This window comes from Hoeflea sp. IMCC20628 (assembly GCF_001011155.1).
In the GTDB taxonomy this organism is placed as follows: domain Bacteria; phylum Pseudomonadota; class Alphaproteobacteria; order Rhizobiales; family Rhizobiaceae; genus Hoeflea.
Genome location: NZ_CP011479.1, coordinates 4532545 through 4546241, shown reverse-complemented (window position 1 = coordinate 4546241; position 13697 = coordinate 4532545). Strand labels below are relative to the sequence as shown.

Sequence of the window (13697 nt, the reverse complement as noted above, 5' to 3'; positions counted from 1 at the left end):
CGAGGCTCCCGCTTGTGCTCGGCATGCAACAGATCCGGATTGGAGCGATCATGCGCCTAGAGGCCATCAGCATCGGCGAGAACCCGCCACACGACGTCAATGTGATCATCGAGGTGCCGGTCGGCGGCCAGCCGATCAAGTACGAGATGGACAAGGACGCCGGCATGCTGGTGGTTGACCGGTTCCTCTACACACCGATGACCTATCCGGGCAATTACGGCTTTGTGCCGCATACGCTGTCCGATGATGGCGACCCGATCGATGTGCTGGTGTGCAACACTCGACCGTTGATCCCCGGCTGCCTGATCAATGTGCGGCCAATCGGCGTGCTGATCATGGAAGACAATGCCGGTCAGGACGAGAAGATCATCGCCGTGCCGTCAGCCCATCTGACCCAGCGATACTCCAAGGTGATCGATTACGGCGACATGCCGGAAATCACGCTTCAGCAGATCGAGCATTTTTTCGAGCACTACAAGGATCTTGAGCCGGGCAAATGGGTCAAGATCGGCGGCTGGCGCGATGCCGAAACCGCACGCAAGCTCATCGTTGAATCGATCGAGCGGGCCAAGTCCAAGGGCTGATTCGGGGTTCAGACCAAGCTTTTAAGCGCTGCAACAAGATCATCCGGATCGCCATCGATGCGGAGGGTCTTGTTGCGGCTGGTATCACCTGAGATGACCCGGACTTTGGATTTTGCAATTTTGAGCCGCTTGGCGATGAGTTTCTCGATCGCCCGGTTGGCCTTGCCGTTTTCGGGCACGGCGCGAACCCGCGCCTTGAGCCGGACCACGCCGGCAGCATCCTCAACCAGTCCATCAATCCCGTCGACCGAGGCCGACGGGGTCAATCGGACGGCAAGATCGACAGCGCCGTCCCCTGTCTTGAACCAGCAGCTCAGAAGAACATCGGCGCGATCGAAGTCGCCATGAAGGTGCGCACGAAGAAGATCGCGATCAAAAGTACGATCGGCGAAATGTCGAGCCCGCCCAGATCCGGCATGATACGGCGGATTGGCTTGAGCGCCGGTTCAGTCGCCTTGTAGAGAAATTCGCCGATCATTCCGACGAAACGATTGTTCGAATTGACCACGTTGAAGGCGTAGAGCCAGGAGAAGATGGCGCTGCCGATAATGATCCAGGTGTAAAGACCCAGCACCATGTCGATGGTTTGAAAGACTGCAATCATAAAATTCTCCGGCGGTTGTCGCGTGACAGACATGTAGACATTGATGCACCGTGCGGCAAGGGCACAGGCAGCTATCAGTCAGGCGAGTGAGGAGAGGCGGCCCAGACGTGGACAAGTGAGTGGCACCGCCAACTTGCTGGTGTATAGCTGTCATGCATCAATCGGATAACCACCATGCAATCCCCTGTTCAGACGGAAGATCGTTTCGCCGCTTTTCGGCATCGCGCTTTTGCTTTGTATTTCGCCGCGCGTTTTCTGTCGTCCTTCGGCCTCCAGATCATCAGCGTGTCGGTCGGGTGGCAGATCTATGATCTGACCCGCGACCCCTTTGACCTCGGCCTTGTGGGATTGATCCAGTTCCTGCCGGCGCTGGTGTTACTGCTTTTTACCGGCGCTGCGGCCGACCGCTACGGCCGCCGCACCATCATGTTGATCAGCGAAATCACCATCGGGTTTTGCGCCGCCGCCTTCGTCTATTTCGCCTGGCGCGGCCTAACCTCACCCATGCCGATCTTTGCCGTGCTGCTGGTCATCGGCATTTCGCGCGCGTTTTTCGCTCCGGCCTCGCAATCGCTGGCGCCAAATCTGGTGCCGGCGCACGATCTTCCCAATGCGATTGCCTGGAATTCTACCTCCTGGCAGACCGCAACCATTGTCGGCCCTGTCGTGGGTGGTTTGCTCTACGGGCTTGGGGCCGTGGTTCCCTACATGACAGCCTTCGTTCTTCTCGTGCTCGCCATCACGGCCATCGCGCTGGTACCACCGCCGCTGCAACGATCGCGCGGCCAGGCCCAGAGCTGGCAGACACTGGTGGCCGGGTTCAGCTATGTGCGCAAACAGAAGATCGTGCTCGGCGCCATCTCGCTGGACATGTTCGCCGTGCTGCTAGGCGGGGCGATCGCGCTGATGCCGGTATTTGCCCGCGACGTGCTTGAACTCGGACCCTGGGGGCTCGGTTTTCTGCGCGCCAGCCCCGGCATTGGCGCCATCGGCATGGCCATCTATCTGGCCTCAAAGCCAGTCCGCAAACATGCCGGCCGGGCGATGTTCATCTCGGTCGGCGTTTTCGGCGCCGCGACCGTTGTCTTCGGCCTGTCAAAATCACTGCCGCTGACCATGGTGGCCCTGATCGTCATGGGCGCGTCCGACATGGTTTCAGTCTATGTTCGCCAGAGTCTGGTACAATTGTGGACTCCCGATGAACTGCGCGGCCGGGTCAGCGCGGTCAACATGGTCTTCATCGGCGCATCCAACGAACTCGGCGAATTTCGCGCCGGAATCATGGCTTCGCTTATCGGCCCGGTCGCAGCTGTGGTCATCGGTGGGGCCGGCACACTCGCCGTGGCGCTGGCCTGGAGTTTCGGTTTCCCGCAACTGCGCCAGATCCAGTCGCTCGACAAGGATGCGGAGGAAAGCCGGGCTTCGCTGAAAGCCGAACTCGATCGGCAGGACAAGTCCGGTTCCGGACCGGCCTGAGAAGGCCGAGAACCGCACCGTCAGATCAGTCCGCGTCACCCGCGGCGTCACCGTCTGCAACACCCGCAGCAGCGAGCGCCCGTTGCCGTGCCAGCACCCGCTCCCGGCTTGATACGCCCATAAGGTCGGCAATCCGCCACACCACATGGTCTTCCAGTTCATGCCGATGGCCATCGGCATAGGCGAGATGCCAGAGCAACTCGATGAAGTGGACTTTCGACTCCGCATCCAGCGCGCGGTTGAGGACGCTGGTAAACGCAAACAGATCGACTGCTTCCCGGTCCGCCTGTTCGCCCGCCTCAATCAGCTTGCGCATCTCGGCGCCGCTGACGCCATATTCCTGGATGATCAGCGATTTGAGTTTCTCGGACTCAACCTTGTCAACCACGCCGTCGGCACCGATGACATGGAAAAACAGGGCGACGGCTGCCACATCGGGGTTGCTTGCGTCGGGCGTTTCTGGTCCGTCGACCCGTAATCCGTTCAAAAATGTGCGCAGTTGCTCAAGCATTCAAACTTCCTTTCGCGCCATCTCAGAACAACCGGAAACGGCCGGATTTTTCCGGTTCGGCATTGACGTCAATTCCTGGATCATCAGGACGATGGGTCAGGAAGGCCGCTTCCTTGGCCCGCGCATCTTCTTCAGGATCCGTCGGAGCAACCGGGGCATCAGTCTCTGCCGCAGCATCTGCCGGCGCTGGAGCAGGTGAAGCATCAGCAGCCGGCAAAGCGGTTTTGACGGCATTGTCCTCATCACGCTGGTCCGGCTCGTCTTCCTTGCCATCAGATCCATTGGCGGCAACCAAGGGCGTTGTCTGTGGTTGTGAATCCGGCTCAGCATCGGGCTCGATGACCGGCGACGGCTTGATCGCTGCTGCTTCGTCGGCTTTTGCCATCACCACCGGTGCCTCCGCCTTGGGCTCGGCTGCAGCAGGTTTGACAGACGACATTGCAACGGCGGTTGGTACACTGGCGAACTCGCCCGGACCGCGAACCGGCGGCAGGCTTGCCATTGCCCGCTCAAAGGTCTGCCCCTGCGGTTCGTTCTCAAGACTCGGGCCTGCGAGTTGCTCGACCGGAACCTTCCACTCAAAGGCGTCGAGCTTGCCGGTGACCGGCGAAACCGGCTCCCAGCTTTCAGACACATAACCGTCAGCTGTCCAGGCCGGATCACGCGGCGCGCGCACCGCCTGGCTCAGCCAGTGCCGGACGCGACCCTGATCGCCGGTTTCAGCCTCTTCAATATCAGCGAGCAGCAGATAGACACCCTCGCTCGGCTGCAAACGCGCTGCCGCCTGGGCCTTGTCGCGCGCCAGATCAAACCGGTGATCTTCCAGCGCAGCACGGGCGACAACTTCGAAAGACAGCGGATTCATCGGCCGCAACTTCTCCAGCCGTTCGGCCCGCTTGAGCCGGTCAGCCGATGTGTCGCCCATGCGTGCACGAACATAGGCCTCGGCAATCTCGGGGTGCGGATCAGCTTTCCACGCCGCTTCGAGGATCTTTGCAGCCTTGCGCAAATTGTCCTGACGCAGCAGCGCCTTGGTTGCAACAACCGCCGCTGGTGGGAAGGCCGGCGCCAGTTTGAGCGCCGTCAGCGCATCGTCGCGCGCTGAAGCCGGATCGCTGTCGACATTTTCGCGGCCACGGGCTGTCAGCAGCACAGCCTTGGTCCGGTCGGCGTCCGACGCCTCAACGGTGCCGGCGTGACGCTGGCGTTCGAGAAGCCGAAGCGCTTCGTCCCATTTTCCTTCGCGCGTCCGGTAGGCCAGGGCAGCCGAGCCAGCCCATGGCAATTGCGGCGCCTGCTCAGCGGCGGTTTCAGCATAATGCTGCGCCGCCTCGTCTGCGCCCTGGCGCTTGGCTTCGAGATAAAGTCCGCGCAACCCAAGCAACTTGGTTTCCGGATCTTCGGCCATGGCTTCAAACAGCTTGCGGGCTTCCTCGTGACGGCCCTCGATCAGGGCGGCCTGTACGTCGAGCAGATGAATCAGCGGCTCCTGATCGGCCTTCAACAGACCCTTGGTGCGCTTGTTCATCTTGCGCGCCATGGCGGCGTCACCTGCGCCTGCCGCCAGCAAGCCCGTCGACAGCGCCTGATAGCCGCGGTCACGCTTGTTGGCGCGGAAGTACCGGCTGACAGTGCGTGGCGACAAAATGATGGCCCGAATCAACCACCAGCTGATCATGATCGCCGCGATCAATGAGGCGACGACGGTCACCGCCGTCATCAACGACATTTCGATACGGCGGTCCTGCCAGACAATAAACAGGTCACCCGGACGGTCGGCGAGCCAAGCAAAGCCGAAGCCAAGGGCCAGAACCAGCGCAACAAAGAACAATAAACGAATCATCATGCGTCTCCTAGTTGGCCGGGGTTTCGGACGGAGAAGGCGAACCAACCGGCGCCATCGACGCGGCAATCAGCATCTCGGCCCGGGCACGGGCTGCCAGTGCATTGCCATAGTCGGACGCAGCGAGGCGGGAACTTTCAGGCAAAGTGTTCCACTCGGCCAGAGCCGCATAAAGATCACCATCCAGCAACCGCGCCTCGGCCCGCGCTGCGATGGCTTCGGCGCTGTCGCCCTCGACGTCACCAACCTTTCGCACCTTGACCACCGAGAGGGCGCTCGACATCAATCTGTCGACCAGTCCGCTGTTTGGATCCACCGGTTCCGCCGCAGCAATGGCCTTGCTGGCAGCATCGGGAAATCCTTCGATCAGCTTGGAACGGCTCGGCACGCCGCGGGCGGCAAGGTCCCTGAGTTCAGGCACAGCCGGGTCATCGGGAACCACGGACGCAAAGGCCTCGAGTTCGGACATGAACGATCCACCGCGGTCGATAGCCGATTTGAGCCCGGCCGCCGAGATGGCGCGGGCCAGATCGATCTGCCGACCCGGCTCGCCAAGCTGTTGCGACAATTCTGCCTGACCCTGTTCGATGGTCGCGATTTTGCCAGACAACGTTTCCGTGACTGTCTGAATATCGGCCAGCGAGGCCTGCAACCCACTTTGGGCGGCCTGCAATTCGGAGACGGCTTCGGCAACTGCGGGGTCGGCAGCAGCGGTGGCGGCGTTTCCATCAGCCTGATCAAGTGACGCGATCTCGGTTTCGATAGCTGAAAGCCGGGTCTGCAGGGCTTCTACTGCAGCAGGATCTGCAGCGTCAGTGCTGCCCTCCGCCAATTCCTTGACGGAAGTCTCCAGGCCGGTGAGACGTGCTGACAGCTGAGCCGAAATATCGGTTTCACCGGCGTTGGTCGAATCAGTCACCTGGGTTGCGAGACTTCCGACAGTTGTGGAAAGGGCCTCGACTTTCGACGACAGAGCCTGAACCTGATCATTGTTGCCTCCCGGCACCGGCAGCAGACCACCCGATTGCAGGGCATAGCCGCCGCCCAGCGCGATCACCGCGCCAATCACGCCGGATACGACCATGCCGAGCCCGCCGCCACGTTTGCCTGCCGCAGCCGGCTTCTGGCCCGCTGCAGACGTTTTGTTTTCGGGGTGCTTTGGCTTTGGGTCCGGCGTTGCGCTAGCCGCGGCTGCGCCAGCGGTTTTGGTCTCGCCGCCCGGTTTTGCCGTGCTGTCGGTTTTCAGCTTGTCCGCTGTCACAGTCGCATCGGGCTTGGCTGATGTTTTCCCATCATCTGTCTTGGAAACGACCGGCGTGGACTTGGCAGGTCCCGGTTTCGGCGCAGATGCTGCGCTGGCAGCTGGTTTTGAGGACAGATCCGCATCCTTCGGCGTCACATCAGTGGCGTCGAGGTCGATGACGACCGGTTTGGGCGATTTGGAATGTCGCGGGGTAGGGCCTTTGTTCATGGCATATCCTGCTTGATCTGGTTACGGCGGGATCGGATTTCCGCGCGCTGCTTTCACAGTCTGGAACAATCCCTGCCAACATGTCTGCAAATCAGCCCAATGCGGCCAGCGATGCAAGCAGGCTGTCCTCATTGGGGCGTTCAGCTGTGATGGTCCGTCTCTGCCACAGATCGGGCAATTCCGTGGCAATCGTCTGTGAAAGACAGATAAATCGTGTCGATTCCAGCCTTTCACCCAGTTCATTGCCATCAAACAGTCTGCAAAACCGCCGCGCCGCATTGGCTGAGTAGAGCAGCACCAGATCCGGTGCGGGTGACAATATGCCCGATATTATAAAGTCAGTTGTATAACTTATTTCACGCATTTGATAGCACTCAAGCACCATTAGCGGCCGTCCTGCCCTGGCAAAGACGTCTTCGATGGCAGTCGTTCGCGGCATGCCGGCAAGATAAACCAATACCCGGACATTGGTGTCAGACTCAGTCGGCTGACTGCCTGCCTGAATGTTGGGCTGGTGGCTGGTGATCGCCTCGGCCAGCGCTTGTGCCGTGCCCTTGCCTACGCGAATGTCGCCAAAGCCCGCCTTGCGAGCCGCATCCGCCGTGGCAGGCCCGACAACATGCACCGGCAGATCCCGGAGTCCGGGGGCTAACCCACCTGCGGGTTCGAACAGTGCCAAGGCCCGGGCGCTGGTGGCAATGAAACCGGCAATATTTTCGGCCGGCGGCAGATCTTCAGGTGTGGCGACAATAAAGGAGTCAAATAACGGCATCCGCACCGGATCATAGCCGAGATCGGTCAGTCTCCTTGCCGTTCTCAGCCCGGCCTGCTCAGGCCGCGTGACCAGAACGCGCATCTCGGGTTCAGCCCCAGCTTTCAAAGAAGCCGGGACCCGCCTTCTGGCGCGCTTCGTCACCAGCAGCACGGCCCAGGGCGGCGGCGTCGGACGCTAGACCCTCGGCTTTCACCTGATGCCAGACCGCACCGTCAGGGGTCAGTATCATCCCGGAAAACGAGATACGGTCGCCTGTCAGTCTGGCCAGGCCGGCAATCGGCGTCCGGCAGGAGCCGTCAAGGGCTGCCAGAAACGCCCGCTCGCAGGCCAAGGTAATTTGTGTCTCGGCGTGATTGATCGGGGCCAGCAGATCACCCACCCGCACATCATCAATCCGGGCTTCGATGCAGATCGCGCCCTGCCCCGGTGCCGGCGGAAAACTCTCCGGATCGAGCAGTTCGGTGATCACCTCGGTGTTGCCGAGCCGTTTGAGCCCGGCATGGGCCAGAAGCGTGGCGTCAACCTCGCCCTCTTCCAGCTTGCGCAGTCGTGTTTCCACCTGACCGCGAAAGGTGATCACCGAAATATCCGGCCGCAGCCGTCGGATCAGCGCCTGACGCCTGAGCGACGACGATCCGACCACGGCGTTTTGCGGCAGATCGGTGAGCCGCTTCGCGGTGCGGCCGATAAAGGCATCACGCACATCCTCGCGTTCGAGAAAGGCCACCAGCCCAAGGCCTTCGGGCAGCGCTGTCGGCATGTCCTTGGTCGAGTGCACCGCCAGATCCAGCCGCCCGTCGCTCAATTGCTCTTCAAGCTCCTCGGTGAACAACCCCTTGCCGCCGATCTCCGACAGCGGCCGGTCGGTGATGCGGTCGCCCTTGGTCGACAACACCACGATCTCGAAGGCCTCTTCCGGCAGTTCATGCGCCACCATCAGCCGGGCGCGCGTTTCCGACGCCTGCGCCAGTGCCAGCGGGCTGCCACGGGTTCCGATGCGGTAAGGTTTCATTTGCAAGACATCCGTTCCGTTGTTACCGACAAACAGGTACCGGGATCATCCCGCAAGCGCAACGACAGAGACACGCATGAGCATTGGCAATCTGGACATTCTGGGCATCGAGACAAGCTGCGACGAGACCGCGGCCTCCATCGTCCGCCGCCATGCCGACGGCACCGGCGAGATCCTCTCCGACGTGGTGCTGAGCCAGCTTGACCTGCATGCAGCCTTTGGCGGCGTGGTGCCGGAACTTGCCGCCCGCTCGCATGTCACGACGCTCGACCGGCTGGTGAAACAGGCGCTCGAGGAGAGCAACGTCTCGCTCGGAAGTATTGACGCCGTCGCCGTGACCTCCGGGCCGGGTCTCATCGGCGGGCTGATGGTCGGTCTGATGACCGCCAAGGCCATTGCCATGGCGGCGAACAAACCCTTCATCGGTATCAATCACCTCGAGGGACACGCGCTGACCGCGCGGCTGTCCCACGGCGTAAAATTTCCCTACCTGCTGCTGCTGGTGTCCGGTGGGCATACCCAGATCGTGCTGATCAAGGGCATCAATGATTATGAGCGCTGGGGCACCACCATTGACGATGCGCTGGGCGAAGCCTTCGACAAGACCGCCAAACTGCTGGGACTGGGTTATCCCGGCGGACCGGCAGTGGAGCAGGCTGCACTGAGCGGCGTTGCCAAACGCTTCCGCCTGCCGGTGCCGATGCGGCGTGATCCGCGGCTGGATTTCTCCTTCTCCGGCCTGAAGACCGCGGTGCGGCAAATGGCAGAGGATCAGGCGCCGTTGTCGCCGCAAACCATCGCCGATCTCTGCTTGGCGTTCCAAACCTCGGTCACCTCCAGCATTGATGACCGTATCTCAATGGCGCTGGAGCGCTTTACGCAGCGTTTCGGCACCGAATCGGAACCGGCGCTGGTGGTGGCCGGCGGTGTGGCGGCCAACAAAGCGATCCGCGCCACGCTTGAAACCCGCGCCGCAAAAGCAGGTTTCCGCTTCATCGCGCCGCCGCTCAACCTGTGCACCGACAACGCCGCCATGATCGCCTGGGCCGGCGCCGAACGCATGGCGGCAGGCTTGCCAACAGATCAGCTTGATCTTGCGCCGCGGTCCCGCTGGCCGCTGGACGGAGCTGCCAAGGCGGCGATCGGCCACGGCAAACGCGGTGCCAAGGCCTGAGCTCGACATGAAAGGGATCTGATGGAGATCCGGGCGGGATTGAAACCAACGCACGGGCAGGGCATAGAATGCCCCGGATCTTTCCCGCCGGTCCGAACCGGCCCAACACGCCTTAATTGATGGAGATTTCATGTTTTACGCCCTGATGTGCAAAGACAAGCCCGGCTCGCTCGATCTGCGGACGGCGACACGTCCCCCTCATGTCGAATACCTCAAGAGCCTCGAGGCCAGCGGCGTCCTGAAAATGGCGGGGCCCCTGCTGGGTGACGATGAAAATCCGATCGGCAGCCTGCTGGTCATCGCAGCCGATGACATGAAGAAAGCCGAAGCCGTTGCAGCCGGCGACCCCTATGCGATAGCCGGCCTGTTTGCCTCGACGGAGATCCGCGCCTTCAAATGGACCTTCGGAAACCCGGAGGCGTAAAAATGGCCTATTGGTTGTTCAAGTCCGAGCCGTTCAAATGGTCCTGGGAAATGCAGAAGGCCAAGGGCGACATTGGCGAACAATGGGACGGCATCCGCAACTATCAGGCGCGCAACAACATGCGCGCCATGAAGTTGGGTGACAAAGCCTTCTTCTACCATTCCAATGAGGGCCTGGAAGTCGTCGGCATCGCCGAGATCTGCGCCTTGATCCATCCTGACACCACCATCGATGATCCCCGCTGGGAATGTGTCGACATCCGCGCCGTCTGCGACATGCCCAAGCCGGTGACATTGAAAGACGTCAAGGCCAATCCGGCACTTGCCGAGATGAGCCTAGTGACCTCGATGCGGCTGTCGGTGCAGCCGGTCACCGAGGCGGAATATCTCGAGGTCTGCCGCATGGGCAATCTCGCCAACCCGCCGCTCTGCCCGGAGTGAAACCCGGTACCGGGGCAGCACTGTGAAAACCGATCCCGAGAGCTTCATTCGCGCCAACACGGCGCTGGCCGCTCCGCCACATGTTCCGGAGATCCGGCTGCATCTGGCCGATGAGGCGCATGACTTGTGGCTCAAGACCGAGGACGAACTCGACGCGCTCGGCCTGCCGCCGCCATTCTGGGCCTTCGCCTGGGCCGGCGGACAGGGCCTGGCACGGCATATCATCGACAACCCGGCTCTGGTTGCAGGCAAGACTGTGCTGGATTTCGCCACTGGATCGGGACTTGTCGCCATCGCCGCCAAGCTGTCAGGCGCCAGCACCGTCGTGGCCGCCGATATCGACCCCTGGTCGGCGACAGCCACACGGCTCAATGCGGATCAGAACAACGTCGCCATCAACATTCGCCCATCGGATCTGGTCGGCACCGACGAGGGCTGGGACGTCGTGCTGGCCGGCGACGTGTTTTATGACCGGGCCATGGCCGAGCTGATCAAACCATGGCTGACAGAACTGGCGCGGCGTCGTGCTGTCGTGCTGGTTGGCGATCCGGGCAGGGCCTATTGCCCCCGCGACGAGAAGGAATTGCTGGCAACCTATATGGTCCCGGTCACCCGGGCGCTCGAAGACAGCGAGATCAAGCGCACCTCGGTCTGGCGGGTTGTCGGATGAGGTGACTGTTCTTCGCTTGCAATGTATATACAATTAGTATATACATTGCGCTTGCAGCCACCCGTAACCGGGGCAATTTGCAATGCGGGAGAGATTTTCGTCGAGGGCTGAGCGATGGAATTTGAATGGGATGAAGCCAAACGCGCGGAAATTTATGCAAAGCGCGGTGTTGACCTGCTGGAAGCGGCTCTGATTTTTGAAAACGATGTTCTGGAAAAAGAAGACACACGCGAGCATTACGGCGAAAACCGCATCATCGCTTTGGGTATGGTCGACGGCGAAGTTTACATTGTCGTTTACACCAAGAGGGGTGGCATTTATCGGCTGATAACAGCGTGGAAAGGAGGTCGACGTGACCGGGAAAAATATGAAAAGAGGAAGCCTTAGCGACCTGCGGGAAATGAAGCAGCGGGGCGAAACACAGTCTTCCGTCAATGCAGAACCTGCACCGGAGCTGGCAAAGAATTTTTGGGATGATGCTGTTCTGGTCAATCACACCAGGACAAAAGAACCGGTCAGCATGCGTGTTGATTCCGATGTGCTCGAGTTTTTCAAATCCCAAGGCAAGGGACACCTCACGCGCATGAATGCGGTGTTGCGCTCCTATGTCGAGGCGCATCGGTCCAAGACTCCTTGAGCCGGACAAGACGGCGCAATCGCTCATGCTGCCGAGTCCAAGCGCTCACCGCGTGAGGCAAAACCGACCCGCATTTTTGTCAAACGACGCGAATGACGGTTCCACACCTGATAAATGGCATCAATCGCTGCAGATCGCGTCGGCTGAGCGCAACGCATCCTTGTGTCGGCGGCAATCCGGGTTTGGCCACATGCAGGAAAATGGCGCTGCCGCCACCGCGCCGCCGCGAACCGATGTTCCAATCGAGCACAAAACCGAAGTCGTAGAGTACATCATCGCGGGTCAGTGTTTCGTGACTGGCGGCAAAGGGCAGCCGGACGTGGCGATTATAGGCCGCATGCGCCGGCGCGTCGCACCAGCCGTCCCGCGCACCCACCCTTTTGAGCGGGATGCCCGATTGGTCCGGCGTCAGCATGCGAGCGCGGCGAAACCCGCTGATCACTGCCATCGCCGCACGCGGCGTCGCGCCATCGCCTTCACGCTTGACCATCGTAATCCCGCCTCGGCCAAGGGCTGCCCGAAAGCTCAATGGCCCGAACCGCACCATCGCCTTTAACCGGTCTCCCGGCAAAGCCCGCACTGTGATTGTGCCTGGTCTGGACCGTTTGCGTGGCCCTGTCCGTAACGTCTGTCTCACGATCAAGTGCTCCACCTGTGACCTGTCAGCAATATTTAACACTTTGCCACCGCCCCGAAAGTGCCTAAACAGGGACACAATATGATTTGATGTAAATTGATAGCGGCGCGCTGTATCCGCGCCGGAGACACCCTTAAGAAGGAATGCCGCCATGACCGCACGTTCGATCCTGCTGGTGGATGACGACAACGATCTCAGAGAAACCCTTGTCGAACAGCTTTCACTGTATGAGGAATTTGCAATCTCGCAGGAGGCCTCGGCCACCAAGGGCGTCCAGACCGCAAGAGCCAACCATGTCGACCTGCTGATCATGGATGTCGGGCTGCCGGATATGGATGGGCGCGAGGCGGTCAAGCTGTTGCGCAAGGGCGGTTTCAAATCGCCGATCATCATGCTCACCGGCCATGACACCGATTCCGATACGATTCTGGGTCTGGAAGCCGGTGCCAATGATTATGTCACCAAGCCGTTCCGTTTTGCGGTGCTGCTGGCTCGCATTCGCGCGCAACTGCGCCAGCATGAGCAGAGCGAGGACGCCACCTTCACCGTTGGCCCTTACACCTTCAAGCCAAGCCAGAAATTGTTGCTCGATGACAAGGGCGGCAAGATCCGGCTGACCGAGAAGGAAGCCGCAATCATCCGCTATCTGTACCGGGCTGATCAGAAAGTCGTCACCCGTGATGTACTGCTGGAAGAGGTCTGGGGCTACAATTCGGGCGTTACCACCCACACGCTGGAAACCCATGTTTACCGCCTGCGTCAGAAGATCGAGGCCGATCCTTCAAATGCGGAAATCCTGGTTACCGAAAGCGGTGGCTACAAGATCATCCCCTGAGGCAGGGGACACTGGCATGGACATCTGCAGGTGATAGGATAGATGCATTGATTCAAAGTGTTGTGGCGTCTTTGCGGGTTCATCTGAACGCGGCGCCGCAGGAACGGGCAACATTGCCTGACACTGGATCTCAAGGAGGTCACGCGTGGCCCTGAATGACGACATTGCCCTGCTATCGACCGTATCGCTGTTCGGCGATCTCGGTGAGGACAAGTTGCGCTTGATTGCCTTCGGCGCCGAACGGCGCAAGTTTCAGGCCGGTCAGTTGCTGTTTCGCGAAGGCGCGCCAGCCGATTGCGCCTTTGTCGTCGCCGATGGCCGTTTTGAGCTGACCCGGACCGGCCGCGATGGCCATGCGACTGCACTGGGCTTCGCCGAACGCGGCGCTCTGCTGGGTGAACTGGCGATGGTCACCGCGATCAACCGCTCTATGACGGCGATTGCGCCCGACAATGCAGAGGTCATCCGAATCAACCGACCATTGTTCCGGCGCATGCTCGAGGAATATCCTGATATCGCCGGGATTGTCCGGCAGCGCATCAGTGACAATCTGGCGACGCTCAATGCCGATCTCGGCAAGATCGCCGGTCGCTTCGAGGGTTGA

The 13697-nt window shown here is 60.7% G+C and carries 17 protein-coding genes and 1 pseudogene; 10 read left to right on the top strand and 8 right to left on the bottom strand.

The features are described 5' to 3' along the window. The first annotated feature begins 50 nt into the window (after positions 1 to 50). On the top strand, positions 51 to 584 hold the full coding sequence (gene ppa, locus IMCC20628_RS21260; protein ID WP_047032853.1) for an inorganic diphosphatase: 534 nt from the start codon (positions 51 to 53) through the stop codon (positions 582 to 584). Positions 585 to 592: 8 nt separating this feature from the next. On the opposite strand, the gene IMCC20628_RS21255 is transcribed toward ppa, so the two are convergent. Further along, entirely contained in the window at positions 593 to 901 is a 309-nt protein-coding gene (locus IMCC20628_RS21255) for a DUF167 family protein (protein ID WP_047031862.1), read from the bottom strand. Beyond that, positions 898 to 1188: a YggT family protein gene (locus IMCC20628_RS21250; RefSeq protein ID WP_047031861.1), complete on the bottom strand. Its 291-nt coding sequence runs from the start codon at positions 1186 to 1188 to the stop codon at positions 898 to 900. The genes IMCC20628_RS21255 and IMCC20628_RS21250 overlap by 4 nt, the downstream gene beginning before the upstream one ends. 174 nt (positions 1189 to 1362) lie before the next feature. Here IMCC20628_RS21250 and IMCC20628_RS21245 point away from each other — a divergent pair, with 174 nt between their 5' ends. Then, entirely contained in the window at positions 1363 to 2664 is a 1302-nt protein-coding gene (locus tag IMCC20628_RS21245) for an MFS transporter (RefSeq protein ID WP_047031860.1), read from the top strand. A gap of 25 nt (positions 2665 to 2689) precedes the next feature. Here IMCC20628_RS21245 and IMCC20628_RS21240 read toward each other — a convergent pair whose 3' ends face one another. From IMCC20628_RS21240 to hemC, 5 genes are all read right to left on the bottom strand, one after another. Continuing rightward, the gene (locus tag IMCC20628_RS21240; RefSeq protein WP_047031859.1) at positions 2690 to 3175 is read right to left on the bottom strand and encodes a TerB family tellurite resistance protein; all 486 of its coding nucleotides are present in this window, start codon (positions 3173 to 3175) and stop codon (positions 2690 to 2692) included. A 22-nt stretch (positions 3176 to 3197) separates the two neighbouring features. Beyond that, positions 3198 to 5018 (bottom strand): heme biosynthesis protein HemY, encoded by a 1821-nt coding sequence (locus IMCC20628_RS21235; protein ID WP_047032852.1) that lies wholly within the window; start codon positions 5016 to 5018, stop codon positions 3198 to 3200. Positions 5019 to 5028: 10 nt separating this feature from the next. Beyond that, on the bottom strand, positions 5029 to 6489 hold the full coding sequence (locus IMCC20628_RS24430; protein ID WP_052766581.1) for a mitofilin family membrane protein: 1461 nt from the start codon (positions 6487 to 6489) through the stop codon (positions 5029 to 5031). Positions 6490 to 6580: 91 nt separating this feature from the next. Then, complete coding sequence (locus IMCC20628_RS24425) at positions 6581 to 7345, bottom strand: uroporphyrinogen-III synthase (RefSeq protein ID WP_052766580.1); 765 nt, start codon at positions 7343 to 7345, stop codon at positions 6581 to 6583. A 7-nt stretch (positions 7346 to 7352) separates the two neighbouring features. Further along, positions 7353 to 8282, bottom strand: a complete 930-nt coding sequence (gene hemC, locus IMCC20628_RS21220) for a hydroxymethylbilane synthase (protein WP_047031858.1) — start codon at positions 8280 to 8282, stop codon at positions 7353 to 7355. Between the two features lie 70 nt (positions 8283 to 8352). On the opposite strand from hemC, the gene tsaD reads away from it, so the two are divergent. The 6 genes and pseudogenes from tsaD to IMCC20628_RS21190 all read left to right on the top strand — a co-directional run bounded on the left by tsaD (position 8353) and on the right by IMCC20628_RS21190 (position 11621). After that, the gene (tsaD, locus tag IMCC20628_RS21215; RefSeq protein ID WP_047031857.1) at positions 8353 to 9450 is read left to right on the top strand and encodes a tRNA (adenosine(37)-N6)-threonylcarbamoyltransferase complex transferase subunit TsaD; all 1098 of its coding nucleotides are present in this window, start codon (positions 8353 to 8355) and stop codon (positions 9448 to 9450) included. Positions 9451 to 9580: 130 nt separating this feature from the next. Beyond that, entirely contained in the window at positions 9581 to 9874 is a 294-nt protein-coding gene (locus IMCC20628_RS21210; protein ID WP_047031856.1) for a YciI family protein, read from the top strand. Between the two features lie 2 nt (positions 9875 to 9876). After that, positions 9877 to 10314: an EVE domain-containing protein gene (locus IMCC20628_RS21205; protein ID WP_047031855.1), complete on the top strand. Its 438-nt coding sequence runs from the start codon at positions 9877 to 9879 to the stop codon at positions 10312 to 10314. Next, positions 10311 to 10984: pseudogene (locus tag IMCC20628_RS21200) on the top strand (methyltransferase). Before IMCC20628_RS21205 ends, IMCC20628_RS21200 begins: the two are co-directional and overlap by 4 nt. Positions 10985 to 11098: 114 nt before the next feature. Continuing rightward, positions 11099 to 11371, top strand: coding sequence for a BrnT family toxin (locus tag IMCC20628_RS21195; RefSeq protein WP_047031853.1), 273 nt, complete (start codon positions 11099 to 11101; stop codon positions 11369 to 11371). Beyond that, positions 11337 to 11621 (top strand): BrnA antitoxin family protein, encoded by a 285-nt coding sequence (locus IMCC20628_RS21190; RefSeq protein WP_245307833.1) that lies wholly within the window; start codon positions 11337 to 11339, stop codon positions 11619 to 11621. Before IMCC20628_RS21195 ends, IMCC20628_RS21190 begins: the two co-directional genes overlap by 35 nt. Before the next feature lie 79 nt (positions 11622 to 11700). Here the strand turns inward: IMCC20628_RS21190 and IMCC20628_RS21185 are convergent, their stop codons facing one another. Beyond that, positions 11701 to 12168: a L,D-transpeptidase family protein gene (locus tag IMCC20628_RS21185; RefSeq protein WP_047031851.1), complete on the bottom strand. Its 468-nt coding sequence runs from the start codon at positions 12166 to 12168 to the stop codon at positions 11701 to 11703. Between the two features lie 241 nt (positions 12169 to 12409). Here IMCC20628_RS21185 and IMCC20628_RS21180 point away from each other — a divergent pair, with 241 nt between their 5' ends. Continuing rightward, positions 12410 to 13093 (top strand): response regulator transcription factor, encoded by a 684-nt coding sequence (locus tag IMCC20628_RS21180; RefSeq protein ID WP_047031850.1) that lies wholly within the window; start codon positions 12410 to 12412, stop codon positions 13091 to 13093. 145 nt (positions 13094 to 13238) lie between these two features. Continuing rightward, positions 13239 to 13697: a cyclic nucleotide-binding domain-containing protein gene (locus tag IMCC20628_RS21175; protein ID WP_047031849.1), complete on the top strand. Its 459-nt coding sequence runs from the start codon at positions 13239 to 13241 to the stop codon at positions 13695 to 13697.